Origin of the sequence: Kitasatospora sp. NPDC048286 (genome assembly GCF_043201735.1) — a bacterium.
Taxonomy (GTDB): domain Bacteria; phylum Actinomycetota; class Actinomycetes; order Streptomycetales; family Streptomycetaceae; genus Kitasatospora.
On record NZ_JBICZE010000002.1, the window covers coordinates 407,862 to 433,153 of the forward strand.

25 protein-coding genes are annotated in these 25,292 nt (G+C 73.7%); 15 read left to right on the top strand and 10 right to left on the bottom strand.

Translation table 11 applies throughout. From position 1 onward, the window contains the following. Positions 1 to 332: 332 nt before the first annotated feature. Positions 333 to 1,757, top strand: a complete 1,425-nt coding sequence (locus tag ACGF13_RS06160; protein WP_392869425.1) for a cysteine desulfurase/sulfurtransferase TusA family protein — start codon at positions 333 to 335, stop codon at positions 1,755 to 1,757. A 10-nt stretch (positions 1,758 to 1,767) separates the two neighbouring features. Here the strand turns inward: ACGF13_RS06160 and ACGF13_RS06165 are convergent, their stop codons facing one another. Next, the gene (locus ACGF13_RS06165) at positions 1,768 to 2,745 is read right to left on the bottom strand and encodes a carbohydrate kinase family protein (RefSeq protein WP_392869427.1); all 978 of its coding nucleotides are present in this window, start codon (positions 2,743 to 2,745) and stop codon (positions 1,768 to 1,770) included. Between the two features lie 273 nt (positions 2,746 to 3,018). On the opposite strand from ACGF13_RS06165, the gene ACGF13_RS06170 reads away from it, so the two are divergent. Together ACGF13_RS06170 and ACGF13_RS06175 are read left to right on the top strand one after the other, a co-directional pair. After that, entirely contained in the window at positions 3,019 to 3,225 is a 207-nt protein-coding gene (locus tag ACGF13_RS06170) for a hypothetical protein (RefSeq protein ID WP_392869428.1), read from the top strand. A 125-nt stretch (positions 3,226 to 3,350) separates the two neighbouring features. After that, on the top strand, positions 3,351 to 4,010 hold the full coding sequence (locus ACGF13_RS06175; protein ID WP_392869430.1) for a hypothetical protein: 660 nt from the start codon (positions 3,351 to 3,353) through the stop codon (positions 4,008 to 4,010). Between the two features lie 68 nt (positions 4,011 to 4,078). On the opposite strand, the gene erpA is transcribed toward ACGF13_RS06175, so the two are convergent. Continuing rightward, positions 4,079 to 4,432: an iron-sulfur cluster insertion protein ErpA gene (gene erpA / locus ACGF13_RS06180; protein ID WP_350515887.1), complete on the bottom strand. Its 354-nt coding sequence runs from the start codon at positions 4,430 to 4,432 to the stop codon at positions 4,079 to 4,081. Positions 4,433 to 4,687: 255 nt separating this feature from the next. Here erpA and ACGF13_RS06185 point away from each other — a divergent pair, with 255 nt between their 5' ends. Further along, a complete protein-coding gene (locus ACGF13_RS06185) occupies positions 4,688 to 5,548 on the top strand; it encodes a GNAT family N-acetyltransferase (RefSeq protein ID WP_392869432.1) in 861 nt (286 codons plus the stop codon). Between the two features lie 52 nt (positions 5,549 to 5,600). On the opposite strand, the gene ACGF13_RS06190 is transcribed toward ACGF13_RS06185, so the two are convergent. The 3 genes from ACGF13_RS06190 to ACGF13_RS06200 all read right to left on the bottom strand — a co-directional run bounded on the left by ACGF13_RS06190 (position 5,601) and on the right by ACGF13_RS06200 (position 8,703). Then, the gene (locus ACGF13_RS06190; RefSeq protein WP_392869434.1) at positions 5,601 to 6,968 is read right to left on the bottom strand and encodes a pyridoxal phosphate-dependent decarboxylase family protein; all 1,368 of its coding nucleotides are present in this window, start codon (positions 6,966 to 6,968) and stop codon (positions 5,601 to 5,603) included. Between the two features lie 186 nt (positions 6,969 to 7,154). Beyond that, positions 7,155 to 7,619 carry an Lrp/AsnC family transcriptional regulator gene (locus ACGF13_RS06195; protein WP_049651848.1) on the bottom strand — a complete coding sequence of 155 codons (465 nt, stop codon included), beginning with the start codon at positions 7,617 to 7,619 and terminating at the stop codon, positions 7,155 to 7,157. A 160-nt stretch (positions 7,620 to 7,779) separates the two neighbouring features. Further along, positions 7,780 to 8,703: an NADP-dependent oxidoreductase gene (locus ACGF13_RS06200; protein ID WP_392869436.1), complete on the bottom strand. Its 924-nt coding sequence runs from the start codon at positions 8,701 to 8,703 to the stop codon at positions 7,780 to 7,782. 191 nt (positions 8,704 to 8,894) lie between these two features. Here ACGF13_RS06200 and nadA point away from each other — a divergent pair, with 191 nt between their 5' ends. Next, positions 8,895 to 10,079: a quinolinate synthase NadA gene (gene nadA / locus ACGF13_RS06205; protein WP_392869438.1), complete on the top strand. Its 1,185-nt coding sequence runs from the start codon at positions 8,895 to 8,897 to the stop codon at positions 10,077 to 10,079. A gap of 110 nt (positions 10,080 to 10,189) precedes the next feature. On the opposite strand, the gene ACGF13_RS06210 is transcribed toward nadA, so the two are convergent. Together ACGF13_RS06210 and ACGF13_RS06215 are read right to left on the bottom strand one after the other, a co-directional pair. Beyond that, positions 10,190 to 10,483, bottom strand: coding sequence for a hypothetical protein (locus ACGF13_RS06210; RefSeq protein WP_392869440.1), 294 nt, complete (start codon positions 10,481 to 10,483; stop codon positions 10,190 to 10,192). Between the two features lie 37 nt (positions 10,484 to 10,520). After that, positions 10,521 to 11,327, bottom strand: a complete 807-nt coding sequence (locus ACGF13_RS06215; RefSeq protein WP_392869442.1) for a PspA/IM30 family protein — start codon at positions 11,325 to 11,327, stop codon at positions 10,521 to 10,523. Positions 11,328 to 11,628: 301 nt separating this feature from the next. Between ACGF13_RS06215 and ACGF13_RS06220 the strand changes: the two genes are divergently transcribed. Together ACGF13_RS06220 and ACGF13_RS06225 are read left to right on the top strand one after the other, a co-directional pair. Continuing rightward, positions 11,629 to 12,228: a DUF3043 domain-containing protein gene (locus ACGF13_RS06220; RefSeq protein ID WP_392869443.1), complete on the top strand. Its 600-nt coding sequence runs from the start codon at positions 11,629 to 11,631 to the stop codon at positions 12,226 to 12,228. A gap of 197 nt (positions 12,229 to 12,425) precedes the next feature. Next, on the top strand, positions 12,426 to 13,148 hold the full coding sequence (locus tag ACGF13_RS06225) for a class I SAM-dependent methyltransferase (protein WP_392870075.1): 723 nt from the start codon (positions 12,426 to 12,428) through the stop codon (positions 13,146 to 13,148). A 22-nt stretch (positions 13,149 to 13,170) separates the two neighbouring features. Here the strand turns inward: ACGF13_RS06225 and ACGF13_RS06230 are convergent, their stop codons facing one another. After that, positions 13,171 to 13,371 carry a hypothetical protein gene (locus ACGF13_RS06230; protein ID WP_392869445.1) on the bottom strand — a complete coding sequence of 67 codons (201 nt, stop codon included), beginning with the start codon at positions 13,369 to 13,371 and terminating at the stop codon, positions 13,171 to 13,173. Between the two features lie 91 nt (positions 13,372 to 13,462). On the opposite strand from ACGF13_RS06230, the gene cobU reads away from it, so the two are divergent. The 7 genes from cobU to ACGF13_RS06265 all read left to right on the top strand — a co-directional run bounded on the left by cobU (position 13,463) and on the right by ACGF13_RS06265 (position 22,181). Beyond that, on the top strand, positions 13,463 to 14,062 hold the full coding sequence (gene cobU, locus ACGF13_RS06235; protein WP_392869447.1) for a bifunctional adenosylcobinamide kinase/adenosylcobinamide-phosphate guanylyltransferase: 600 nt from the start codon (positions 13,463 to 13,465) through the stop codon (positions 14,060 to 14,062). Between the two features lie 28 nt (positions 14,063 to 14,090). After that, the gene (locus tag ACGF13_RS06240) at positions 14,091 to 15,215 is read left to right on the top strand and encodes a nicotinate-nucleotide--dimethylbenzimidazole phosphoribosyltransferase (RefSeq protein WP_392869448.1); all 1,125 of its coding nucleotides are present in this window, start codon (positions 14,091 to 14,093) and stop codon (positions 15,213 to 15,215) included. 83 nt (positions 15,216 to 15,298) lie between these two features. Continuing rightward, positions 15,299 to 16,090: an adenosylcobinamide-GDP ribazoletransferase gene (locus tag ACGF13_RS06245; RefSeq protein WP_392869450.1), complete on the top strand. Its 792-nt coding sequence runs from the start codon at positions 15,299 to 15,301 to the stop codon at positions 16,088 to 16,090. Positions 16,091 to 16,348: 258 nt separating this feature from the next. Further along, positions 16,349 to 17,851 carry a leucyl aminopeptidase gene (locus tag ACGF13_RS06250; protein WP_392869452.1) on the top strand — a complete coding sequence of 501 codons (1,503 nt, stop codon included), beginning with the start codon at positions 16,349 to 16,351 and terminating at the stop codon, positions 17,849 to 17,851. A 403-nt stretch (positions 17,852 to 18,254) separates the two neighbouring features. Then, entirely contained in the window at positions 18,255 to 19,661 is a 1,407-nt protein-coding gene (gene lpdA / locus ACGF13_RS06255) for a dihydrolipoyl dehydrogenase (protein WP_263455757.1), read from the top strand. 80 nt (positions 19,662 to 19,741) lie between these two features. Then, a complete protein-coding gene (gene sucB / locus ACGF13_RS06260) occupies positions 19,742 to 21,508 on the top strand; it encodes a 2-oxoglutarate dehydrogenase, E2 component, dihydrolipoamide succinyltransferase (protein WP_392869454.1) in 1,767 nt (588 codons plus the stop codon). Positions 21,509 to 21,665: 157 nt separating this feature from the next. Continuing rightward, the gene (locus ACGF13_RS06265; RefSeq protein ID WP_392869456.1) at positions 21,666 to 22,181 is read left to right on the top strand and encodes a DUF4240 domain-containing protein; all 516 of its coding nucleotides are present in this window, start codon (positions 21,666 to 21,668) and stop codon (positions 22,179 to 22,181) included. Between the two features lie 10 nt (positions 22,182 to 22,191). On the opposite strand, the gene ACGF13_RS06270 is transcribed toward ACGF13_RS06265, so the two are convergent. Both ACGF13_RS06270 and ACGF13_RS06275 read right to left on the bottom strand, forming a co-directional pair. Then, a complete protein-coding gene (locus ACGF13_RS06270) occupies positions 22,192 to 23,259 on the bottom strand; it encodes a DUF2510 domain-containing protein (RefSeq protein WP_392869457.1) in 1,068 nt (355 codons plus the stop codon). 185 nt (positions 23,260 to 23,444) lie between these two features. Then, complete coding sequence (locus ACGF13_RS06275) at positions 23,445 to 23,951, bottom strand: GNAT family N-acetyltransferase (RefSeq protein ID WP_392869459.1); 507 nt, start codon at positions 23,949 to 23,951, stop codon at positions 23,445 to 23,447. Between the two features lie 66 nt (positions 23,952 to 24,017). Here ACGF13_RS06275 and ACGF13_RS06280 point away from each other — a divergent pair, with 66 nt between their 5' ends. After that, positions 24,018 to 24,923: a TIGR01777 family oxidoreductase gene (locus ACGF13_RS06280; protein WP_392869461.1), complete on the top strand. Its 906-nt coding sequence runs from the start codon at positions 24,018 to 24,020 to the stop codon at positions 24,921 to 24,923. Positions 24,924 to 25,292: the final 369 nt, after the last annotated feature.

Below are 25,292 nucleotides of genomic sequence, written 5' to 3' on the forward strand. Positions count from 1 at the left end.
CCCCGGGGAGGAGTGTGAGCCTCCCCGGCGACCCGTCCACGGGCACGGTTTGAATGCTTATGCGGGCCAAACCCTACTCCAGCCTTATGCGCTCCTGACGGGCAGCCCCCGGTAACGCGCCGCCTGCTAGCCCGATCAGGCCCGACAGGGGCTGCGTCGCAGGTCATCGCAGGCATTCGAGGTCCGTACGCCCGATCGGGGGATGACCTCGGACGACACCCGTGACGGCCCGTCGGACGCGGACGAAGCGGACATTCGGGATGATCGACTGACGGCGGGTGAGTCGCGCGATCGGACCGGGTCGCGGACCGGGTGTGTCGTTAAATGTGACCGTGTACTTCGACGCGGCCTCGACGGCCCCCCTGCACCCCGTCGCGCGGCAGGCCCTGACCGCCGCCCTGGACGAGGGCTGGGCCGATCCGGCCCGGCTGTACCGCTCCGGCCGACAGGCCCGGATGCTGCTGGACGCCGCCCGCGAGACGGTCGCCGCGGTGCTGGGCGCGCGGGCCGACGAGATCGCCTTCACCGCGAGCGGCACCCAGGCCGTCCAACTGGGCCTGCTGGGCGCCCTGGCCGGGAACCGGCGGCGCGGCGGCCACTTCGTGCACTCCGCGGTGGAGCACTCCAGCGTGCTGCACGTCGCCGAGCGCCAGCTGGCGGGCGGGGGCGAGGTCTCGGTGGCGCCGGTGGACCGGGGCGGCCGGGTCGACCCGGCGGCGCTCGGCGCGCTGCTGCGCCCGGACACCGCACTGGCCGCGGTGCAGAGCGCCAACCACGAGGTCGGGACGGTGCAGCCGGTCGGCGAGGTCGCCGCGCTGTGCGCCGAGGCCGGCGTCCCACTGCTGGTGGACGCGGCGCAGAGCGCCGGACGGCTGGACGTCCCGGCGGGCTGGTCGCTGCTGACGGCGAGCGCCCACAAGTGGGGCGGCCCGCCCGGGGTCGGGGTGCTGGCGGTGCGCAAGGGCGTCCGGTACGCCTCGCCGCTGCCGGCCGACGAGCGCGAGGGCGGCCGGGTGCCCGGCTACGTCAACGTCCCGGCGATCGTGGCCGCGGCCGCCTCGCTGCGCGCCGTACGGGCCGAGGCCGAACGGGAGAACGCCCGGCTGCACGCGCTGGTCGAACGGATCCGCACCCGGGTGCCGCGGCTGGTGCCCGAGGTCGAGGTGGTCGGCGACCCGGTGCGGCGGCTGCCGCACATCGTCACCTTCTCCTGCATGTACGTGGACGGGGAGGTGCTGCTGACCGAGCTGGACCGGGCGGGCTTCGCGGTCTCCTCCGGCTCCTCCTGCACCTCGTCCACGTTGACGCCCAGCCACGTGCTGGCGGCGATGGGGGTGCTCACCGAGGGGAACGTGCGGGTCTCGCTGCCGTACGGGACGGCCGAGGCCGACGTGGAGCGCTTCCTCGCGGTGCTGCCGGACCTGGTGGCCGGCGTCCGGGCGCCGCTCGGGCTGGACCTGCCGGCGCCGGTGGCGCCCGTGGAGGTCACCGGGTCCGAGCACCCGGAGGCGGGCGGGCCCGTCATCATCATCGACGCCTTGGGCAAGCGCTGCCCGCTGCCGGTGATCGAGCTGGCGAAGCGGATCGGCGAGGTGCCGCCGGGCGGCACGGTCGTCGTGCTGGCGGACGACGACGCGGCCCGGCTGGACATCCCGGCCTGGTGCGGGATGCGCGGGCAGGAGTACGCGGGCGAGGCCCCGGCCGCCGAGTACGGCGGCGACCGGGGCTCGGCCTACCTCGTGGTGCGCCGCTCCTGAGCGGGGCGGACTACTTGACCAGGTGCGCGGCGATCTCGCCGGCCGCCTCGGCGCCGTAGGCCTCCTCGAAGCGCTTCAGGAAGGTGGCCGGGCGCAGCTCGTACTCCTGGGTGCCGACGGTCTCGATCACCAGGGTGGCGAGCATGCAGCCGAGCTGGGCGGAACGCTCCAGGTCGAGGTCCCAGGACAGGCCCGTCAGGAAGCCGGCGCGGAAGGCGTCGCCGACACCGGTCGGGTCGACCTTCGCCTCCTCCTTGGCGCAGCCGACCAGGATCGGCGCCTCGCCCTTGCGCTCGATCCGCACGCCCTTGCTGCCCAGGGTGGTGACCCGGGTGCCGACGCGGGTGAGCAGCTCCTCGGCGCCCCAGCCGGTCTTGCTCTCGATCAGCGCGGCCTCGTACTCGTTGGTGAAGAGGTACGCGGCGCCGTCCACGATCTCGCGGATGTCGTCGCCCTCCAGGCGGGCCAGCTGCTGGGAGGGGTCGGCGGCGAAGGCGTAGCCGCGGGTGCGGCACTCCTGGGTGTGGCGGACCATGCCCTGCGGGTCGTCGGCGCCGATCAGGACGAGGTCCAGGCCGCCGACGCGGTCGGCGATCGGCTTCAGCTCGATGTTGCGGGCCTCGGCCATGGCGCCGGTGTAGAACGAGGCGATCTGGTTGTGGTCCTCGTCCGTGGTGCACATGAAGCGCGCGGTGTGGCGGGTCTCGGAGATGTGGACGGAGTCGCAGTCCACACCGTTGCGCTCGAGCCAGCTGCGGTACTCGGCGAAGTCCGCGCCGGCGGCGCCGACCAGGACGGGGCGCAGGCCGAGGACCCCCATGCCGAAGGCGATGTTCGGCGCGACGCCGCCGCGGCGGATGTCCAGGGCGTCGACCAGGAAGGACAGCGACACGGTGTGCAGCTGCTCGGCGACGAGCTGGTCGGCGAACCGACCCGGGAACGTCATCAGGTGGTCGGTGGCGATCGAGCCGGCGACGGCGATACGCACGGAAGGTCTCCTCAGGGTGGCTGCTGGGCCAGCGGGCAGGCGGGGATGAACCCACCCACGGTACCCGGCCCCGGGGAGCGCCCAGGCAGGAGTGCCGCAAGTTGCCGCCCGTACGGCCATGGTGGCACCCGTTGCCCCCCAACGTGTACTACCTCCCGGTAGCACTGGTGGGCGGCCGGGCCGCTGCCTAGGGTCGGCCGTGGAGGGCCCGTCGTGCGGGCCCCGTCGAAGACCGTGGCAGCGTGGCCACGGCCCTGGATCGGAGCGATACCGATGACGACCGACCCCTGCGCCCTGCCCGTCCTGCGGACCGAGGACGGCGAGACGCTCGACGCCCTGGTGGACTCCTCCCGGCGGCTGCGCCGGTTCTGGCCGGAGGTCGCGGCCGGCCCGGAGCCCGCCGTCCCCGCGCCGACCGGCTTCCGGGTGCCCTCCGGCGCGCGGCGGGTGGTCGCCGGGATGGCCGAGTACGGGCTCTGAGTCCGCCGGGCCGGGTTGATCGGAACGGGTCGCAACCGGGGCGGAACCGGATCCGACCGGAGCACGTCACATCCGCGCGGAGCGGCGAGGAGGCGGCACCGCTGAGCCCTCGGGAGGATGTGCAGATGGATCTGGAGACGATGCCCCGGCGCGGTCGGCGGGCGGTGGCCCTGGCCGCTCTGGCACTGGCGGCGGTGGTGACGGTGGCCGGCTGTGACGGGGGCGGCAAGTCCGCCTCGGATTCGGCGGCGAGCGGCGCGGGCGCCGCCTCCGCCTCGGCGAGTGCCTCCGCGCAGGCCCCGGCGGACTCCGCGAGCGGGACCGCTTCCGGTGCCGCTCAGCCGCCGGCCGGCCAGACGGCCACGGCGGCCTCGCCGGCGCCCGGGCAGCCGGCCCCGGCCACTCCCCCGGGCAACGGGATCGCGGTGGGCGAGCCGAACCCGAACGGGTCGGGCTCGCCGGTGCGCCCGCCGGTCGGCTACCGGGTGGACGGCACCACCAAGCTGACCGTCTACTTCTTCGGCGGGGTCTGCACCACGTACGCGCTGAAGGCGGACGAGTCGCAGCCGGGCCGGGTGGACGTGCTGGTCGTGCCGGGACCGCCGACCGTCCAGCCGGGTCAGGTGTGCAACGCCCTGGCCAAGCGGCAGTCGGTGTCGGCCGACCTGCGCTCGCCGCTGGCCGGGCGGACCGTGGTGGACCGGACCAGCGGCCAGGAGGTGCCGCTGGAGGGCGACCCGCACATCGGGCCGGACCCGGTGAGCCCGGACGTCGCCGGGCGGTAGCCGCGCCGCGGCCGGAGGAACGAGAAGGCGGCCCCGGGGTGACCCCGGGGCCGCCTTCCGCAGCGGGCTTAGCTGAACGAGTCGCCGCAGGCGCAGGAGCCGGTGGCGTTCGGGTTGTCGATGGTGAAGCCCTGCTTCTCGATGGTGTCGACGAAGTCGACGGTGGCGCCGCCCAGGTACGGGGCGCTCATCCGGTCGGTGACGACCTTGACACCGTTGAAGTCCTTGAGCACGTCGCCGTCGAGCGAGCGCTCGTCGAAGAACAGCTGGTAACGCAGGCCGGAGCAGCCACCGGGCTGGACGGCGACGCGCAGCGCGAGGTCCTCGCGGCCTTCCTGCTCCAGCAGGGCCTTGACCTTGGCCGCGGCGGCATCGGTGAGGAGGATGCCACTCTCGACGGTGGTCTCGTCCTGGACGGTCATCTGCTTTCTCCCGGTCTTGACGACATTCTGCCGCCAGTGCCAACCAACCGCCGTCCGGTTTCATTTCCCGGGTGGGCGATGAATTGTGCGGCCTGTTCGCGGCTGGATATCCGTGGGCCGGGTGTGCCACCCGCGTCCCCTACGCTCCCCATGCTCGCACACCGCCGGACGCCGGGTCACCGTCGAGCGGTCCCGAGGTCGTGGATCCGGGTGAACCGGCCCCGCGGCGGGCCGCCGGACGCCAGGATGGTCCTCATGATCATTCGCCCGGTCAGGGACACCGCCGCGGACGCGGAGGTCGTCCGGGAGCTCGCCGACGCCGCGTTCGCCGGCACCTCCCCGGCCGGGGCGGCGCCGGGGCCGACGCCCCTGCGGCTGGCCGGGACCAGACACCTGGCGCGCACCGATCCCGGGGGCTGCTGGCTGGCCGAGAGCGGCGGCGAGCCGGTCGGGGCGGTGCTGTCGATCCGTCGGGAGGGCCTGTGGGCGCCCTCACTGTTCGCCGTCCGGCCGTCCGCCCAGGGCAAGGGCGTCGGGCGGCTGCTGCTGGAACGGGCGGCGGCGCACTCCCGGGGCTGCCTGCGCGGGATGGTCTGCGCCGCTGACTCCCCGGCGGCGGCCCGCCGCTACCGGCTGGCCGGGTTCACCCTGCACCCGGCGATGCGGCTGGCCGGGCGGGTGGACCGGAACGGGCTGCTCGATCCCGGGGACATCCCGGTGCACCGCGGCAACGCGACCCACCTGCACCTGCTGGACTCGGTGGACCGGCGGCTGCGCGGCTCCGCGCACGGGCCGGACCACGAGCTGATGCTGGGCCACTTCGAGGAGCTGCTGATCGCCGACGCGCTGGCTGGCAGCGGCTACTGCTACCGGGACGGCGGCGTGGTGCGGCTGCTCGCGGCCACCAGCAAGCGGATCGCCGCCCGGCTGCTGCGCGAGGCGCTGGCCCGGGTGCCGGACGGCGTCGAGGCGCGGGTGGAGCACCTGACCGCGGAGCAGGAGTGGGCGCTGGACGTCGGGCTGGAGGTGGGGCTGACGCCGCGGGCCGGCGGCTTCGTCGGGGTGCGCGGGATGCGGCCGCCGACGCCGTACCTGCCGAGCGGGGCGTTCCTGTAGGCACGCGTACGGCCCCGCCGGAATGCCGGCGGGGCCGTGGACGTCAGGGGGCTCAGACCATGGTGTCCAGGATCTCCCGGACCATCTCCATGGTGGTGCCCGGGTGCAGGAAGGCGAAGCGGGCGACCGTCTCGCCGTCCCAGCCGGTGGGGGTGACGAAGCCGATCTGGTCCGCGAGCAGCTGCTGCGACCAGCGGTAGTAGTCGTCGTTGGTCCAGCCGACGCGCTTGAAGCAGACCGCCGAGAGCTGCGGGTCGAACAGCAGCTCCAGGTGCTCGGTCTCGCGGATCAGCTGGGCGGTCTCCCGGGCCAGGGTGAGGCCGGCCTCGATGGCGTCGGTGTAGGCCTGGACGCCGTGCACGGCCAGCGAGAACCAGAGCGGCAGGCCGCGGGCGCGCCGGGTCAGGTGGTAGGCGTAGTCGGTGGGGTTCCACTCGTCGCCCTCGGTGTGCAGGACGTCCAGGTAGGAGGCGTCCTGGGTGTGCACGGCGCGGGCGAGCTGCGGGTTGCGGTAGATCAGCGCGGCGCAGTCGAAGGGGGCGAACAGCCACTTGTGCGGGTCGACCACGAAGGAGTCGGCGTGCTCGATGCCGTCGTAGCGTTCGCGCACCGAGGGGGCGAACAGGCCGGCGCCGCCGTAGGCGCCGTCCACGTGGAACCAGAGGTCGCGCTCGCGGGCGACCTCGGCCAGGCCCTTGAGGTCGTCGACGATGCCCTCGTTGGTGGTGCCGGCGGTGCCGACGACGGCGATCACCGTCTCCGGGTTGGGGTCGGCGGCCAGCGCGGCGCGCAGCGCCTCGCCGGTGAACCGCCGGTCGACGGTCGGGACCTTGAAGGCCTCGACGCCGATGATGTTGAAGGTGTTCTTAACCGAGGAGTGCACCTGGTCGGCGACGGCGATCCGCAGCCGGGCCTCCGGGCCGACGCCCAGCCGGCGACGGGCGGTGTCGCGGGCGACGACCAGGGCGGAGAGGTTGCCGGCCGAGCCGCCGGAGACGAAGGTGCCGCCGGCCGACTGGGGCAGGCCCGCGCGGTCGGCGATCAGGCGCAGCACCTGGTTCTCGGCGGCGATCGCGCCGGCCGCCTCCAGCCAGGAGATGCCCTGCAGGGAGGCGCAGGAGACGACCATGTCGAACAGCAGCGCGGCCTTGGTCGGGGCGCACGGGATGAAGGACAGGTAGCGCGGGCTGTCGGCGGAGATGACCGCCCGGGACAGCTCGTGGTCGTACAGCTTGAGCACGTCGACCGGGTTGTTGCCGTGCTGGTTGAGCAGGCCGGCCAGCTGGGCGCGCAGGTGCTCGCCGTCACCGGGGTGGTCGAGCGGGACGGGGTCGTACTGCAGCCGCTCCCGCATGTAGTCGAAAACCAGGTCGACCAGTTCGTTGTCGGGCCGGTGCATGCGGTCGGGTGCTGCGGACACGGCGGTCCCTCTCGGCGTGGGGTGTCGGGGGGCGCCCGGTCGGCGGGAGGCTTCACCGCGACGGCCGGACGTGATCAGCGTAGGCAGCGCGGGCGCCCCGCCGCGCGTCGGAACGCGGCTGGTCAGGCAGGTTTCGGGCGTCTTCGGGCGGGTCCGCGCAGGATTCCTGCGTACGGCCCGCGGGCGCTACCCGATGAGCTGGGAGAGGACCACCGAGGAGCGGCTGCGCTGCACGCCGGGCTCGCGCCGGATGCGCTCGATGACGGCTTCCAGGTGGCGCATGTCGGCGGCCCGCAGGTGGACCAGGGCGTCCGGGTCGCCGGTGACCGTCCAGGCGGCGACCACCTCGGGGAACTGCCGCAGGCTGGCGAGGATCTCCTCGGGGGCGGTGCGCTCGCGGCAGTAGACCTCGACGAAGGCCTCGGTCTGCCAGCCCAGCACGGACGGGTCGAGCACCACGGTGAAGCCCCGCACCACGCCGCGCGCCCGCAGCCGGTCGATCCGCCGGCGCACGGCGGTGGCGGAGAGGTTCACCTGCAGGCCGATCTCGGCGTACGAGGCGCGGCCGTCGCTGCCGAGCCGGGCGAGCAGGAGCCGGTCGGTCTCGTCCAGGTCGGCCCCGACCACCTCGTGCGCTCGGCTGCTGGTCATGGGTACGGGGCTCCACGGGTCGTACGGGGGTCGGCGGGGTCGCTCCGGGTGGCGGACTGCCACTGCCGAAACGGTTCGTCACCATTCTGGCGGATGACCTGGACGAGTTCACCGCCGCCGGATGACGGGCGGGAGGCCGTCACGGGACGTCGGGAGGCCGTCACGGGACGAGCAGCACGATCTTCCCCCGGGTGCGGCCCTCGGCGCTGAGCGCCTGGGCGGAGGCGGCCTGGGCCAGCGGGAAGGTGGAGGCGACGGCGACGGTCAGCCGCCCGTCGTCGGCGAGCGCGGCCAGTTCGGCGAGGCCGTCGGCGTCCGGGCGGACCCAGACGTACCGGCCACCGACCGCCTTGACCCCGAAGTCGGCGACCGAGGCGATCCGGCCCGGGTCCGCCACCAGCTCGGCCGAGACCCGGACGGCGCCGTGGCCCACCAGGTCGAGCGCCGCGTCCACCCCGTCGGGGGCGAGCGCGCGGACCCGGTCGGCCAGGCCCTCGCCGTAGAGCACCGGATCGGCGCCGAGGCCGCGCAGGAAGTCGTGGTTGCGCTCGGCCGCGGTGCCGATCACCCGGGCGCCGGCGGCCCTGGCCAGCTGCACCGCCAGATGGCCGACCCCGCCGGCGGCAGCGTGCACCAGGACGGTCTCCCCCTCGGCCAGGCGCAGTGCCCGCAGGCTCTGGAGGGCGGTGAGCCCGGCCAGTGGCAGGCCGCCGGACTGCGCCCAGTCCAGCGCGGCCGGCTTGCGGGCCAGGGTGCGGACGGGGGCGGAGACCAGCTCGGCGTAGGTGCCGTGCTCGACGGCGTCCTTGCGGACGTAGCCGAACACCTCGTCGCCCGGGGCGAACTCGGTGACCGCGCCGCCGACCGCGCGGACCACGCCGGCCACGTCCCAGCCCATGACCAGCGGGAAGTGCGCGTCGAGGATGCCGTCCAGGGCACCGTCCCTGACCTTCCAGTCCACCGGGTTCACCCCGGCCGCCCGGACCTCGACCAGCACGGAGTCGGGGCCGACCTTGGGGTCGGGCAGGTCGGTGTACTCGACCACCTCGGGACCGCCGTAGCGGTTGATCGCGATTGCTTTCATGGGCTCAGCCATACCCGCGGGCTTGGAAATATCGATTCGGCCACCGACGGAAGCATCCGTTTCGACGAGCGGTTCTCGTCACATCGACAGGATGGCCATCGTCACTCTGACGCTAAGCGGTTAGAATAGATAGCGTCAGTTAGACGAAAAGGCCCCACCGCTAGCTCGGCCGCACAGAAGGGCACCCGCCCGTGACCACCACCATCACCGAGACCCACGGCGTCGACCCCACCCCGACCCCGCTCGCTCTGCTGCTGCTCGGCCGCGAGGCCGACCCGAACAGCGAGCGCGGCGTCGAATGCCCCGGTGACCTCCCCCCGGCCTCCGACCCGAACCTCGTCGAGCGCGCCCGCGCCGCCAAGGCCGCGCTCGGCGACCGCGTGTTCATCCTCGGCCACCACTACCAGCGCGACGAGGTGATCGAGTTCGCCGACGTCACCGGCGACTCCTTCAAGCTCGCCCGCGACGCGGCGGCCCGCCCCGAGGCCGAGTACATCGTCTTCTGCGGCGTGCACTTCATGGCCGAGTCCGCGGACATCCTCACCAGCGACCGGCAGCAGGTCGTCCTGCCGGACCTCGCGGCCGGCTGCTCGATGGCCGACATGGCCACCGCCGAGCAGGTCGCCGAGTGCTGGGACGTGCTGACCGACGCCGGCATAGCCGACGTGACCGTCCCGGTCTCGTACATGAACTCCTCCGCCGACATCAAGGCCTTCACCGGCCGGCACGGCGGCCTCATCTGCACCTCCTCCAACGCCAAGCGCGCCCTGGAGTGGGCCTTCGAGCAGGGCCAGAAGGTGCTGTTCCTGCCCGACCAGCACCTCGGCCGCAACACCGCGGTGCGGGACATGGGCTTCTCGCTGGACGACTGCGTCGTCTACAACCCGCACCGGCCGAACGGCGGCCTGACCGCCGAGCAGCTGCGGAACGCGAAGATGATCCTCTGGCGCGGCCACTGCTCGGTGCACGGCCGGTTCAGCCTGGACTCGGTGAACGACGTCCGCGAGCGGATCCCCGGCGTTACCGTCCTGGTGCACCCCGAGTGCAAGCACGAGGTCGTCGCGGCCGCCGACATGGTGGGCTCGACCGAGTACATCATCAAGGCGCTGGACGCCGCCGAGCCCGGCTCCAAGTGGGCCATCGGCACCGAGCTGAACCTGGTCCGCCGCCTGGCCAAGGCGCACCCGGACAAGGAGATCGTCTTCCTGGACCGCGCGGTCTGCTTCTGCTCGACCATGAACCGGATCGACCTGCCGCACCTGGTCTGGGCGCTGGAGTCGCTGGTTGAGGGCCGGGTGCCGAACGTGATCACCGTCGACCCGGAGACCGAGAAGTACGCCAAGGCGGCGCTGGACCGGATGCTGGCCCTGCCGTAGTCCGCAGTTCCCGGGCCCGCGGGCCCGGGAAACCGCGGCCGTACGCACGAAGGGCGGGCCCCCTCCGGTGGGAGGGGGCCCGCCCTTTCGTCTGGCAGCAGCCGCAGGCGCTACTCGGGGAAGCCCGGGATCACGCCCTCGCCGTCGGCCATGAGCAGTTCGCGGACCTCGTCGATCGTCGCGTCGGCACTCGGCAGGATCAGCTCGGACGGCTCCAGCGAATCCAGCGGCACCGGGGTGCCGAACTGCTTCACCGCGTCGATGAGCTTGCCGTAGGCCTGGCGGAAGAGCGTCTCGTCCCCCGACTCCACTGCGGTGACGAGCTCCGCGTCGAGCTCGTTGAGCAGGTTCAGGTGGTCCTCGCCCACCTCGTACTGCCCCTCACCCATGACCCTCATGATCATGCCGTGCGTCTCCCTGGTTCGTGGGGTCGAGCTCAGATCACTTGTTGTAGTTGATGCGCGGGGTGTCCTGCTGCGGCTGCGGCTGGGCACCCGGCTGCTTGCCCTGCTCGATCGCGGCGGGACCGGCCGAGGACGGGCCCGACAGCTCGGCCTTCATCCGGGCCAGCTCCAGCTCGACGTCGGAACCGCCGGCCACGCGCTCCAGCTCGGCCTCGATGTCGTCCTTGCGGCCGAGACCGCTCGCGTCGTCGAGCGCGCCGGAGGCGAGCAGCTCGTCGATGGCGCCGGCGCGGGCCTGCATCTGGGCGGTCTTGTCCTCGGCACGCTGGATCGCCAGGCCGACGTCGCCCATCTCCTCCGAGATGCCGGAGAAGGACTCGGCGATGCGGGTCTGCGCCTGCGCGGCCGTGTACGTCGCCTTGATGGTCTCCTTCTTGGTGCGGAAGGCGTCCACCTTGGCCTGAAGTCGCTGGGAGGCGAGCGTGAGCTTCTCCTCCTCGGCCTGGAGCTGCTGGTACTGCGTCTCCAGGTCGGTGATCTGCGACTGCATGTTGGCCTTGCGGGTCAGGGCCTCGCGGGCGAGGTCCTCGCGGCCGAGCGACAGCGCCTTGCGGCCCTGGTCCTCGTACTTGGCCGACTGCTGCTGGAGCTGGGTCAGCTGGAGCTCGAGCCGCTTGCGCGAGGTCGCGACGTCCGCGACACCGCGCCGTACCTTCTGCAGCAATTCGAGCTGCTTCTGGTACGAGTAGTCGAGCGTCTCACGCGGATCCTCCGCCCGATCCAAGGCCTTGTTCGCCTTGGAGCGGAAGATCAGCCCCATACGCTTCATGATTCCGTCGCTCATGGGCCTCGGGTGCCCCCTTCTCCGGCCTGCGGTCTCTATCTCGTTACCAGACACGACGAGTGTATGTGCAGCGAGCCCGTCGCCGCAGTGCACCTGCCTGCAACAAGACTGCTACAGCGACCGGAGGCGTTTCCTCCTCCCCCGGGTGGATCCGCCCCTCATACCTCCCATCGTCCATCCGAATGATCCCCTACGGGAAGGCCCCCGGAAACGCGGCCCGGACGCCGTCCCTGCGGTATCGATATGCGTTTGGGTCCGAGGGCACCCGTGGAAGCCGCCCGGCACCCCGTACGCTGGTGGTGTGTTCCGACGCCGTTCAGATGATGCCGCCGCCTCCGCCACCGTGCTGGAGAAGCAGGACGAGACGACCCAGGCCCGCGACCCGCAGGCCAAGAAGGGCCGCCCCACCCCCAAGCGCAGTGAGGCCGAGGCCAACCGGCGTACCCGGGTGACCGTGCCCAAGGACCGCAAGGAGGCCGCCCGTCAGGGGCGCGAGCGGATGCGCTCCGAGCGCGAGAAGCAGCGCCAGGCCCTGATGAACGGCGACGAGCGCCACCTGCCGGCCCGTGACAAGGGCCCGGTGCGCAAGTTCGCGCGCGACTACGTGGACTCCCGCTGGTCGCTCGCCGAGTTCTTCCTGCCGGCCGCCGTGGTCATCCTGGTGCTCAGCATCGTCAAGGTGCCGACCCTCCAGCTGCTCTCCACGCTGCTGTTCCTGCTGTTCTTCGTGTTCGTCGTCCTGGACTTCGTCCGCCTCGGCCTCGGCCTGCGCAAGCAGCTGGCCGAGCGCTTCGCCGGGCAGAACACCCGCGGCGCCGTCGCGTACGGCATCATGCGCACCCTCCAGATGCGCCGGCTGCGCCTGCCCAAGCCGCAGGTGCGGCGCGGGGAGAAGCCCTGACCGCCGAACCGGTCGACTCCGGCTGGGCCCCGCCCTCCTGGGAGGGGCCCGGCCTCTACGCGGTTCCCGGGCAGGGGGGCACGCTTCCGGGGCAGGGCGAGGGCGGCCACGACCGGATCGCGCAGGAGCGCCGGCTGCCCTCGCGCAGCGGATCCTTCGCGGGCGGCACCACCGCCTGGCCGACCCGGCCCGGCGGACTGCGCAACTTCGTCCGCCAGGAGCTCGTCGCCCGCCAGCTCGCCGAACAGCTGTCCGGCCGCAGCGCGCAGCGCGTCCTCGACATCGGCTGCGGCCAGGGCACCCAGGCGCTGCGGCTGGCCCGGGCCGGCCACTACGTCACCGGGATCGACTCCGACCCGGTCGCGCTCGGCGTCGCCCAGGCGGCGCTCGCCGAGGAGCCGCCGGAGGTCCGCGGCCGGATGCAGCTGCTCAGCGGCGACGGCCACCAGTGCGGACGCTGGTTCGGCCCGCGCAGCTTCGACGTGGTGCTCTGCCACGGCGTGCTGACGTACCTGCCCGACCCGGACCCGATGATCGCCTCGCTGGCCCGGCTGCTGGCGCCCGGCGGACTGCTCTCGCTGCTCGTCCGCAACCGCGACTCGCTCGCCCTGCGGCCGGCCGCCGCTGGGGACTGGCGGGCCGCCCTGCACGCCTTCGAGAGCGACCGGTACTACAACCGGGTCGGACTGGCCGCACGGGCCGACCGGCTCTCCGACCTCACCGTCACCCTCTCCGAGGTGTCGGTGCCGCTGCGGCACTGGTACGGCGTTCGGGTCTTCACCGACAACGCCGCGGACGACGCGGCCCCGCCGGTGGACGGGCGGCAGCTGGCCCAGCTCCTGGAAGCCGAGGACCGGGCCGGCCGCACCGACCCGTACCGGCAGGTCGCCGCGCTCCTGCACGTGATCGGGGCGAAGTAGCCCCGCGCGCCCGGCCCCGGGCTCAGCCCTCGTGCAGGCTCATCGCGTAGACCTTGTTGCCGTCCTCCAGCAGGACCGCGGTGTCCACGCCCTCCTCGGCGAGCTGCTTCCAGGTCTCCCCGATCCAGGTCTCGGCGTCCCCCTGGCCGGCGAACTCCTCCTGGCCGCCGCCGGGCGTCACCGCGCTGCCGTCCGCCTTCTCGTACCGCCACGTCCAGACCATGCCCGGCTCCTCCCACTGACGCTGCCTGTGTGCTGCGCACCATAGCCTGCCCGACCCGACCCGCCGTATACCTCTCGGGCAGGATGGCGGCATGGCGACCCCACCCGAGCCCACCCGTCCCCCGCTGCCCCGCACGCTGCTGCTCGGCGGCGCCCGCTCCGGCAAGTCCACCCGCGCCGAACAGCTGCTGGCCGACCACCCGGACGTCCTGTACGTGGCCACCGGCGGCACCCGGGACGGCGACGCCGAGTGGGCCCAGCGGGTCGCGCTGCACCGGGAGCGCCGGCCGGGGAGCTGGCGCACCGCCGAGACCTGCGACCTGGAGACCGTGCTCGCCGACCCGGCCGACCCGGCACCGGTGCTGATCGACTGCCTCGCCCTGTGGCTGACCGCCGTGATGGACGAGTGCGGCGCCTGGGACGACGCGGTCTGGGCGGACGGCGGCGAGGCCGCCGTGCGGCGCCGTTGCGACGCGCTGGCCCGGGCCTGGGCCGCCACCGGACGGACGGCCGTCGCGGTGAGCAACGAGGTCGGCATGGGCGTCGTCCCGGCCACCCCCGCGGGCCGCCGCTTCCGCGACACCCTGGGCCGGCTCAACATGGCCGTGGCGGACGCCTCGGAGCGCGTCCTGCTGGTGGTGGCCGGACAGGCGCTCACCATCAAGCCGGACGTCAAGCCAGCCTCAAACTGAACACCTTCGGCGTGTAGCCTTCCGGACGATGGACACGACCGTGGATCTCGATACGTTCTCCTCGCTCGTCGAGCGCCCCGACGAGAGCGCCCGGCGGGCCGCCGAGGAACGCTGGCAGGCGGCCGACCGGCCGCGCGGCGGGCTCGGCCGGCTGGAGGAGCTGGGCAGCTGGCTGGCCTCCGTACAGGGGCGCTCGCCGGTGCTGCCGGTCTCCGCCCCCAAGGTGCTGCTGTTCGCCGCCGACCACGGCGTGGCGGCGCTCGGGGTCTCCCGGATGCCCGCCGAGGGCGGCACCGCGGCCCGGGTGCGGGCCGTGCTCGACGGCAGCGCGCCGGTGTCCCGGCTGGCCGCGCGCTACGGCGCCCAGGTGCGGGTCGTCGACGTCGCGGTGGACGCCGACCCGCACGACTTCCCGGAGGAGGTGGTCGCCCACCGGATCCGGCGCGGCTCCGGGCGGATCGACGTCGAGGACGCGCTCACCGCGCAGGAGACCGTCCGGGCGTTCCGGGCCGGCATGGCCGTCGCCGACGAGGAGGCCGACGCCGGCACCGACCTGGTGCTGCTCGGCGACCTCGGGGTCGGCGCCACCACGGTGGCCGGCGTGCTGGTCGGCGCGCTCTGCGGGACTGACGCGGCGGCGGTGACCGGGCGCGGCTCCGGCATCGACGACCGCGTGTGGATGGTCAAGTGCGCCGCCATCCGGGACTCGCTGCGGCGGGCCCGGCCGGTGCTCGGCGACCAGCTGGCGCTGCTCGGCGCCACCGGCGGGGCCGACTTCGCGGCGATCACCGGCTTCCTGCTCCAGGCTGCCGTCCGACGGCTGCCGGTGGTGCTGGACGGCGTGGTCTCGGCGGCCTGCGCGCTGGTCGCGCAGCGGATCGCCTTCCGGGCCCCGGAGTGGTGGCGGGCCGGGCAGTCCAGCGGCGAGCCGGCCCAGGCGAAGGCGTACGACCGGCTGACCCTGACGCCGCTTCAGGACCAGGGCATCACCATGGGCGAGGGCGTCGGCGCGCTGCTGGCGCTGCCGCTGCTCCAGGCCGCGGGCGACGTGCTCGCCGACGAGGCGCCGAAGCCGTTCGTCCCGGCCGCGCCGGGCGCGCCGAGGGAGCAGCCCAAGCTGCCCTCGGCGGCGGACCTGCTGCGGAAGCTGTAGCGGCACGGCCCGGCCGGCTGACTGACACCCCACAAGAACGCCCCTGGTCAGGGGCGTTCTTGTGGGTGAGAGGAACACGATTCATGGCGAGCGGCGGCGATCGGGCCGGCTGGGCCGACGGCCTGCGGTTCGGGTTCGGGACGCTGTCCGTCCTGCGGGTGCGGGTGGAGCGGTGGGACCGGACCGCGGCGGCCCGGGCGATGCTGACGGCCCCGCTGGTCGGGCTGGTGCTGGGGGCCCTGGCGGCCGCGGCCGGGGCGCTGGTGGCCTGGCGGGCGGGCGGGCTGCTCGGCGCGGTGACCACGGTGGGGGTGCTCGCCGGTCTGACCCGCGGGCTGCACCTCGACGGTCTGGCGGACGTCGCCGACGGGCTGGGCAGCGGGAAGCCGGCCGAGGACGCGCTGCGCATCATGAAGCAGTCCGACATCGGTCCGTTCGGCGTCCTGACCTTGGTCCTCGTGCTGCTCGCCCAGGTCGCCGCACTGGCCGGGCAGTTCGACCACTCCCCGCTGCGCGGCGCGCTCGCGGTGCTCGCCTCGGCGACGGCCGCCCGGTGCGCGCTCTCCTGGGGCTGCCTGCGGTCGGTGCCGGCCGCCCGGCCCGGCGGGCTGGGGGCGATGGTGGCGGGCACCGTGCCGCCCGCCGGGGCCGCCGCCGCAACGGCCGCCGCGGCGCTCGCCCTGGCCGCCGCGGGACTGTTCGACGGATGGTCAACTCTCTTTCTCCCAGTGGCCGTTGTGTTCGGCACCGGCTGCGCCCGACTGCTGCTCGGCCGGTGCGTGCGGCGGTTCGGCGGGATCACCGGCGACGTGCTCGGCGCGATGGCCGAAACCGCCGCGACCGCCTCGCTGTTCGCCCTGGCTTTGCTCGGCTGATACCGGGCGGCGCGTGATCCCAGCATGCGGACTACCATGCGTGGAGCACCGCAGCCCTGCACCGTGGCAGGTCCTGCCCGCCCGGCGCGCACCGAGGAGCCGGGGCCTCTGGTGTGCGCGGCCGCGCGGACGGCCGCGCGCACCAGGGGGCCCGGACCCGCGGAGGCCCGCCGGCGGACGGCCTGCGACGGCGGGCTGCGCCGGTGCGGCAGCCTCGCCGTGGCCGGCCGTGGACCGCGAAAGAACAGGACGCATTACGTGACTGCATTGTCTGTGAGCACCTCCTCCGCCGCCTCGCTGCGCGCGGACGCCCTGGTGGTCGGTGTCGCGAAGGGCCCCAAGGGCATCGTGCTGGCCCCCGGCGCCGAGGCCGTCAACGAGGCGTTCGAGGGCAAGCTGACCGAGGTCCTCAGCACCCTGGGCGCGACCGGCGCCGAGGGCGAGGCCGTCAAGGTCCCCTCCCCCGCCGGCCTGAAGGCCGCGCTCGTGCTCGCGGTCGGCCTGGGTGAGGCCGCCGAGGGCGCCTACGAGCTGGAGACGCTGCGCCGCGCCGCCGGTGTCGCCGCCCGCACCCTGGCCGGTGCCAAGAAGGCCGCGCTGGCCCTGCCGGCCGAGTCCGCCGCGGAGGTCGAGGCGGTCGCGCTGGGCGGCCTGCTCGGCTCGTACGCCTTCGGCGCGTACAAGGGCGACGGCAACGGCAAGGAGCCGGTCGGCGAGCTGGTCCTGCTGGCCGTCCGCAAGGGCAGCAAGGACGCCAAGGCCGCCGTGGAGCGCGCCGCCGCGATCGGCGAGGAGATGAACCGGGCCCGCGACCTGGTCAACACCGCGCCGAACGACCTGAACCCGAAGAGCTTCGCCGCGATCGCCCAGGCGGCCGGCAAGGAGCACGGCCTCAAGGTCGAGGTGCTGGACGAGAAGGCACTGACCAAGGGCGGCTTCGGCGGCCTGCTGGGCGTCGGCGGCGGCTCGGAGAACCCGCCCCGCCTGGTGAAGGTGGCCTACACCCACCCGAAGGCCAAGGCCACCCTCGCCTTCGTCGGCAAGGGCATCACCTACGACTCGGGCGGCATCTCGCTGAAGCCGGCCGGCCACAACGAGACCATGAAGTGCGACATGGCCGGCGCCGCCGCCGTGTTCGCCGCCGTGGTGGCCGCCAAGCGCCTGGGCCTGGTCGTCAACGTGACCGCCTGGCTGGCGCTGGCCGAGAACATGCCGTCCGGCTCCGCCACCCGCCCGGGCGACGTGCTGAAGATGTACGGCGGCAAGACCGTCGAGGTCCTGAACACGGACGCCGAGGGCCGCCTGGTGCTGGCCGACGCGATCGTGCGGGCCGGCGAGGAGAAGCCGGACGTCATCGTCGACGTGGCCACCCTGACCGGCGCCATGGTGCTGGCCCTGGGCAACCGCACCTTCGGCGTGATGGCCAACGACGACGAGCTGCGCGAGGAGCTGCACGTCCTGGCCGGCGAGGCGGGCGAGCAGTCCTGGCCGATGCCGCTGCCGGCCGACCTGCGCAAGGGCTTCACCGAGTCGACCATCGCCGACATGGCCAACATGGGCGAGCGGATGGGCGGCGGCCTGGTGGCCGGCCTGTTCCTGAAGGAGTTCGTGGCCGAGGGCACCGACTGGGCGCACCTGGACATCGCCGGCCCGGCGTTCCACGAGGGCGCGCCGTACGGCTACACCCCCAAGGGCGGCACCGCGAGCGCGGTGCGCACCCTGGTCCGCTTCGCCGAGCAGAAGGCGAACGGCAAGGCCTGATCCAAGGGAACCCGCTGCGACGGGGCCCGGCGCGCGTGCGCCGGGCCCCGTCGGCGTTCCGGCCGGGCGTTCCGGGGTTCCGGCCGGGTTACCTGCGAGTAGGTCGGGGCGCCGGGGCGCACCCCTGTTCGCTGCGGGCGAAACTTTGTTCCGCACTGCGGAAGAAGCTGCGGCGAGCGGCGCGGAAGACGCCCGTCCGGCGGCTGTCAACACCTCGCTGAGCTGCGATGATGCCCTTCCGCCGGGGGTATTCCCGCCCCGGTGACCGCTCCGCGGGACACCCCTGACCCGGGCCCGGACATCAGTCACCGTGAACAAGTGCGAAGATGTATTTCCGGCACGACTGGGCGCCCCACAAAGGCTTCCGACCCACCGGACCGCGACCGGCCCGGCGACCCACCCCATGCATGGAGGACGTGACGTGGCGAACGACGCCAGCACCGTTTTCGACGTAGTCATTCTCGGAGGCGGAAGCGGCGGTTACGCCGCGGCGCTCCGCGCCGCTCAGCTGGGCCTGAGTGTTGCCCTGGTCGAGAAGGGTGAGCTGGGCGGCACCTGCCTGCACCGCGGCTGCATCCCGACCAAGGCTCTCCTGCACGCCGCGGAGATCGCGGACGAGACGAAGGAGGCCGCCGAGTTCGGCGTGCTGGCCACCTTCCAGGGCATCGACATCAACGGCGTCCACAAGTACAAGGACGACGTCATCGCCGGCCTGTACAAGGGCCTCCAGGGCCTGGTGGCATCCCGCAAGGTCACCTTCATCCAGGGCGAGGGCAAGCTCTCCTCGCAGACCTCGGTGGACGTCAACGGCCAGCGCATCGAAGGCCGCCACATCGTCCTGGCCACCGGTTCCGTGCCGCGCTCGATCCCGGGCCTGGAGATCGACGGCAACCGCGTGATCTCCTCGGACCACGCCCTCAAGCTCGACCGCATCCCGAAGTCGGCCGTCATCCTCGGCGGCGGCGTGATCGGCGTCGAGTTCGCCTCGGTCTGGAAGTCCTTCGGCGTCGAGGTCACCATCGTCGAGGCGCTGCCGCACCTCGTCCCGCTGGAGGACGAGAACTCCTCCAAGCTGCTGGAGCGCGCGTTCCGCAAGCGCGGCATCAAGTTCGAGCTGAAGGCCCGCTTCTCGGGCGTCGAGTACACCGAGACCGGTGTCCGCGTCTCCACCGAGAACGGCAAGCAGATCGACGCCGACCTGCTGCTCGTCGCCATCGGCCGCGGCCCGGTCTCGGCCGGCCTCGGCTACGAGGAGAACGGCGTCGCGATGGACCGCGGCTACGTCCTGGTCGACGAGTACATGCGCACCAACGTGCCCACCATCTCCGCGGTCGGTGACCTCGCCCCGACCCTGCAGCTGGCCCACGTCGGCTTCGCCGAGGGCATCCTGGTGGCCGAGCGCCTGGCCGGCCTCAAGCCGATGCCGATCGACTACGACGGCGTCCCGCGCGTGACCTACTCCAACCCCGAGGTCGCCTCCGTCGGCATCTCCGAGGCCAAGGCCGTCGAGCTGTACGGCAAGGAGAAGGTCGTCACCCTCAAGTACAACCTGGCCGGCAACGGCAAGAGCAAGATCCTGAAGACCGCCGGCGAGATCAAGCTCGTCCAGGTCAAGGACGGCGCCGTGGTCGGCGTCCACATGGTCGGCGCCCGCATGGGCGAGCAGGTCGGCGAAGCCCAGCTGATCTACAACTGGGAGGCCCTGCCGGCCGAGGTCGCGCAGCTCATCCACGCGCACCCGACCCAGTCCGAGGCCCTGGGCGAGGCGCACCTGGCGCTGGCCGGCAAGCCGCTGCACGCGCACGACTGATCACGCCCCACCCCCTTTCCCGGTACTTCCCGTACGCAGGTACTTCCCGTACGCAAGACTTGATAGGAGTCGCTGAAACCATGGCGGTCTCAGTAACACTGCCCGCGCTGGGCGAGAGCGTTTCCGAGGGCACCGTCACCCGCTGGCTGAAGGCCGAGGGTGAGCGTGTCGAGGTCGACGAGCCGCTGCTCGAGGTGTCGACCGACAAGGTCGACACCGAGATCCCGGCCCCGGCTTCCGGCATCCTGGCCTCCATCAAGGTCGCCGAGGACGAGACCGTCGAGGTGGGCGCCGAGCTGGCGGTCATCGACGACGGTTCGGGCGCCCCGGTCGCCGCCGCGGCCCCGGCCGCCGAGGCCGCGCCCGCCGCCGCCCCGGCTCCGGCCGCCGAGGCCCCGGTCGCCGCTCCGGCTCCGGCCCCGGTCGCCGCTCCGGCCCCCGCCGCCGCTCCGGCCGCCGACGCCACCCCGGTGCTGCTGCCGGCGCTGGGCGAGTCGGTCACCGAGGGCACCGTCACCCGCTGGCTGAAGGCCGAGGGTGACACCGTCGAGGTCGACGAGCCGCTGCTCGAGGTCTCCACCGACAAGGTCGACACCGAGATCCCGTCGCCGGTCGCCGGCACCCTGGTGAAGATCCTGGTCGGCGAGGACGAGACCGCCGAGGTCGGCGCCCAGCTCGCGCTGATCGGCGCCGCCGGTGCCGTCGCCGCCGCTCCGGCTCCGGTTGCCGCTCCGGCTCCGGTTGCCGCTCCGGCTCCCGTTGCCGCCCCGGCCCCGGTCGCCGCTCCGGCCCCCGCTGCCCCGGCCGCTCCGGCTCCGGTCGCCGCCGCTCCGGCCCCGGTCGCCCCGGCCCCGGTCGCCGCCCCGGCTCCGGTCGCCGCTCCGGCTCCGGTTGCCGCCCCGGCCGCTCCGGTGGCCGACAACGGTGACGCCTACGTCACCCCGCTGGTGCGCAAGCTCGCCGCCGAGCACGGCGTCGCGCTGTCCTCCGTCGCCGGTACCGGCGTCGGCGGCCGCATCCGCAAGCAGGACGTCATCGCCGCCGCGGAGGCCGCCAAGGCCGCTCCGGCCCCCGTCGCCGCTCCCGCCCCGGCCGCCGCGCCGAAGGCCGCCGTCGCGCCGTCCGCCCTGCGCGGTCAGACCGTCAAGATGACCCGCATGCGCAAGGTCATCGGCGACAACATGATGAAGGCGCTGCACGAGCAGGCCCAGCTGACCAGCGTGGTCGAGGTGGACATCACCAAGATCATGTCGCTGCGCGCCAAGGCCAAGGAGGGCTTCCTGGCCCGCGAGGGCGTCAAGCTCTCCCCGATGCCGTTCTTCGTCAAGGCCGCCGCCCAGGCGCTGAAGGTCCACGCGGTCGTCAACGCCCGGATCAACGACGCCGAGGGCACGGTCACCTACTTCGACACCGAGAACATCGGTATCGCGGTGGACTCCGAGAAGGGCCTGATGACCCCGGTCATCAAGGGCGCGGGCGACCTCAACATCGCCGGCATCTCGAAGAAGACCGCCGAGCTGGCCACCAAGGTCCGCGACAGCAAGATCACCCCGGACGAGCTGTCCGGCGCCACCTTCACCATCAGCAACACCGGCTCGCGCGGTGCGCTGTTCGACACCGTGATCGTGCCGCCAAACCAGGTCGCCATCCTGGGCATCGGCGCCACCGTCAAGCGCCCGGTGGTCATCGAGGCCGACGGCGGCACCGCCATCGGCATCCGCGACATGACCTACCTGTCGCTCTCCTACGACCACCGCCTGGTGGACGGCGCCGACGCCGCCCGCTACCTGGTCGCGGTCAAGGAGATCCTCGAGGCCGGCGAGTTCGAGGTCGAGCTCGGCCTCTGACCCCACCAGGTCCCCGCGGAAACCCGCGTACGGAACCCCGCGTCGTCCCCGGACGGCGCGGGGTTCCGCCGTTCCCGGCCCCTGACGGACCGAGTCCCGAACGCGCGCCGAGTCGCGGCATGCGCGGACGCGGCCGAACGGGGATGCTGGAGCGGTGATGGACGAGACGGACTTCTGGCAGATCATCGACGACACCCGGGACGCCGCCGAGGGCGACCCCGACGAACAGGCCGACCTCCTGGTGGAACGGCTCCTCCAGCTGACCCCGGACGACGTGATCGACTTCGCCCGGCTGTTCCAGGCGCGGTTCCACCGGGCCTACCGCCACGACCTGTGGGGCGCGGCCTACCTGCTGCTCGACGGCGCCTCCGACGACACCTTCGACTACTTCCGGTCCTGGCTGATCGGCCAGGGCCGGGAGGTCTTCGAGGGCGGGCTGGCCGAGCCGGACGACCTGGCGGACCTGCTGCCCGAGTTCGACGAGGAGGAGGACGGCGAGGCCGAGGACCTCGGCTACGCCGCCGACGAGGCGTACGAGCAGCTGACCGGTCTGCCGCTGCCCGAGGTGGGCGGGCGGCAGCCCGCGCGGCCGTCCGGGACGGCGATGGACTTCGACGACCCGGACGTCATGGCGAAGCGCTTCCCCAAGCTCTGGGAGCGGTACGGGGACTAGGTGTCGGTCCTCAGACGCTGCTGCCGGCGGTGCCGTCCTGCTTGATGCCCCTGAGGATCCGGTCCAGCGCCGCGAACTCCGGCGCCGCCGGGTTGTCGTCCACGCCGCCCTCCATGACCACGTAGCCGCCGCCCTTGGCCGGGAGGGCGGCCAGCAGGACGTAGCCCTGGGTGCCGTCCGTGGTGCGGATGTGCCAGCGGGTGGCGTAGCCGAGCACCCCGGCCACGCTGACGTACCCGGAGCCGGCGTCGGTGTGCGAGCTGACCCCGGAGAAGATCTGCGCGGCGTAGACGGGCATCCGGGCGTCGGCGGCCGCCTTCGGCGTGGTGCCCTGGACGGTGTCCTTCTCGACCGAGAACTGGCCGCGGATGCAGGAGCTGCCGTCCGGGCAGGTGTAACGGCCGGTGCCGAGGTAGACCGTCGAGTGCGGCGGGTTCGCGGACACGTCCCAGCCGTCGAAGACCGGCACGGTGATCGCGTGCTGGGGGTCGGGGACGGTGCTCTTGACCGCCGGCAGGGGCTTGGGCGCGACGGGGCTGCCGGTGGGTACGGTCGGGCTGGGGCTCGGCGAGGGGCTGCCGCTCTCGGTCACGGTGACGGTCGGGGCCGGGTCCGCCTTCCGGTCGCCGCCGCCGCTGAGCGCGACCCCGGCGACGATCCCGACCACGGCCAGTACGGCGACCGCGATGCCGATGACCGGGCCGGTCCTCGACCTGGTCTTCGGCGGCGGGTAGCCCGGACCCGGGTAGCCGTAGCCGGGGTCCTGGGGCGGGTAGCCTGCCTGGGGCTGGGCCTGGGCCGGGTAGCCGAGCGGGGGCTGGGCCTGGGCCTGGTAGGCGTCCTGGCCCGGGTAGCCGTAGGCCGGTGCCGCCTGGCCGCCCGGGTGGCCGTAGCCGGGCGGCTGCCGGTCGGAGGGCGGCGAGGTCTGGGTGGGGGCGTCGGCGAGCCCGCCCGCGACGCCGCCCCGGAGCGGTCGGACCTCGCTGGTCCAGGCGTTGCCGTCCCACCAGCGCTCGTGACCGGGGGCGCCGTCCGCACCCGGGACCGGGTACCACCCGGGAGGCGTCGAGTTGCTCACGGCCGTACGGTACCCGGCGCGGAGGCGGTCCGGACAGGGCGGAACCGTCACGACTCCGCACCACTCGCACGCGGTGAACCGCCTTTTGCGGCAAGCCTGTTCGAGTGGCCGGCCGCCTGTCCGGGCAGGGTTCCGGCGAGTCCGGGGCAGGGCCACGGTGAGGCCCGGGCAGGCCTCCTGGCGGATCAGTCGGTCAGGCCGCGGGCCATCCAGACGTCGTCCACGAACCGGCCGTCGATCAGGAACTCCTCGGCCAGCGAGCCCTCGACGACGAAGCCGCAGCTCTCGTAGAGGCGGCGGGCCGGGGCGTTCCAGCCGAGCACCCGCAGGGTCATCTTGCGGGCGCCCTCCGCCCGGGCCGCCGCGCAGGCCGCCTCGACCAGCCGGCGGCCGACGCCCCGGCCGCGGACGGTGTCGTCGACGGCGAGGCCCTGGATCTGCCGCACGTGCCGGTTGCTCGCCAGCGGGGTGGGCGGGACCTGGCGGACGTAGCCGACGATCCGGCTGTCCAGCACAGCCAGCAGGTAGTGCTCGGGGGCGTGCCGCTCGTCGAAGATCGGGTCCTCGACGGCCGGTTGCGGGGAGACGTCGGACAGGACGGACCAGGCCGCGTGGTTGAGGACGGCGAGCTCGCGCTCGTCCTCGCTCCGCGCCGTACGGATGATCAGATCGTCGTCAGGCATGCGCGCCATGCTAAGTGAGGTGCGCGCGGGGTGTGACGGGCAGTCGGAGAAGCCGGGAACTGCGAGGATGGGCGCATGCGCATCGCTGTCACGGGTTCCACGGGTTTGATCGGTTCGGCGCTCGTCCGCTCCCTGCTGGCGGACGGCCACGAGGTGGTCCGGCTGGTCCGGCACCGTTCGAAGACCGGCCCACGGCCGGACGGCAGCACGGCGATCGGCTGGAACCCGCTGGGCGGCGAGGTCCAGCGGGGCGGCCTGGACGGGGTCCAGGCCGTGGTGCACCTGGCCGGCGCCGGGGTCGGCGACCGCCGCTGGTCGGACTCCTACAAGCGGGAGATCCGGGAGAGCCGGGTGTACGGCACCGAGACGCTGGCCGTCGCCCTGGCCGCGCTCAAGGAGCCGCCGCAGGTCCTGGTGAGCGCCTCCGCGGTCGGCTGGTACGGGCAGACCGGCGACCGGGTGATCGACGAGGACTCCCCCGCCGGCGACGACTTCCTGGCCGAGGTCTGCCGGGAGTGGGAGGACGCCGCCAGGCCGGCCGAGCGGGCCGGGATCCGGGTCGTCCACCCCCGCACCGGGATGGTGCTCTCCTCGGCCGGCGGGGCCGGCGCACGGCTGTTCCCGCTGTTCAAGCTGGGCCTCGGCGGGCGACTCGGCAACGGGCGGCAGTACTGGAGCTTCATCTCGCTGCACGACGAGGTGGCCGCGCTGCGGTTCCTGATCGACCACGACGACCTCTCCGGCGCCTTCAACCTCACCGCGCCGAACCCGGCGACCAACGCCGAGCTGACGGCCGCGCTCGGCCGGGCGCTGCGGCGGCCGACGCCGTTCCCGGTGCCGGAGGCAGTGCTCAAGGCGGTGCTGGGCGAGCTGGCGGTCGAGGTGGTCGGCAGCCACCGGGTGGTGCCGCGGCGGCTGCTGGACGCGGGCTTCCGCTTCACCCACCCAGAGGTGTACTCGGCGGTGCTCGCGGCGATGTGACGGGCGGGCGGGGCGGACGCCGGGGGCGGCGGGCAGGTCGGGCGGCGGGCGGGCTGGATGCTCGGGCGGCGGGCGCCGGGTGCCGGACGGCGGGGCGCGCGGGGTGGCTGCGCGCGCTGGGCGGGTCGGCGCGCGTGCGGGTCGCGCGGACCCGTGCGTACTCCGACTACGGCATCCGCCCTGGCCAGCGGCATATGCCGGGCGGATCCCGAGGGGGCCCGAGGAGGGGGCGCACGGGAGCACACGGCGGGCGCGTCGCACGCCCCCGGTGACCGTACGCGCCCGCCGATCCCCGAACCCGGCCGCCACGGCGCACTGTCCGTGACCGCGCCCCCGCCCGGTGCCGCACTACCCTCCCCGCCCCTCGGA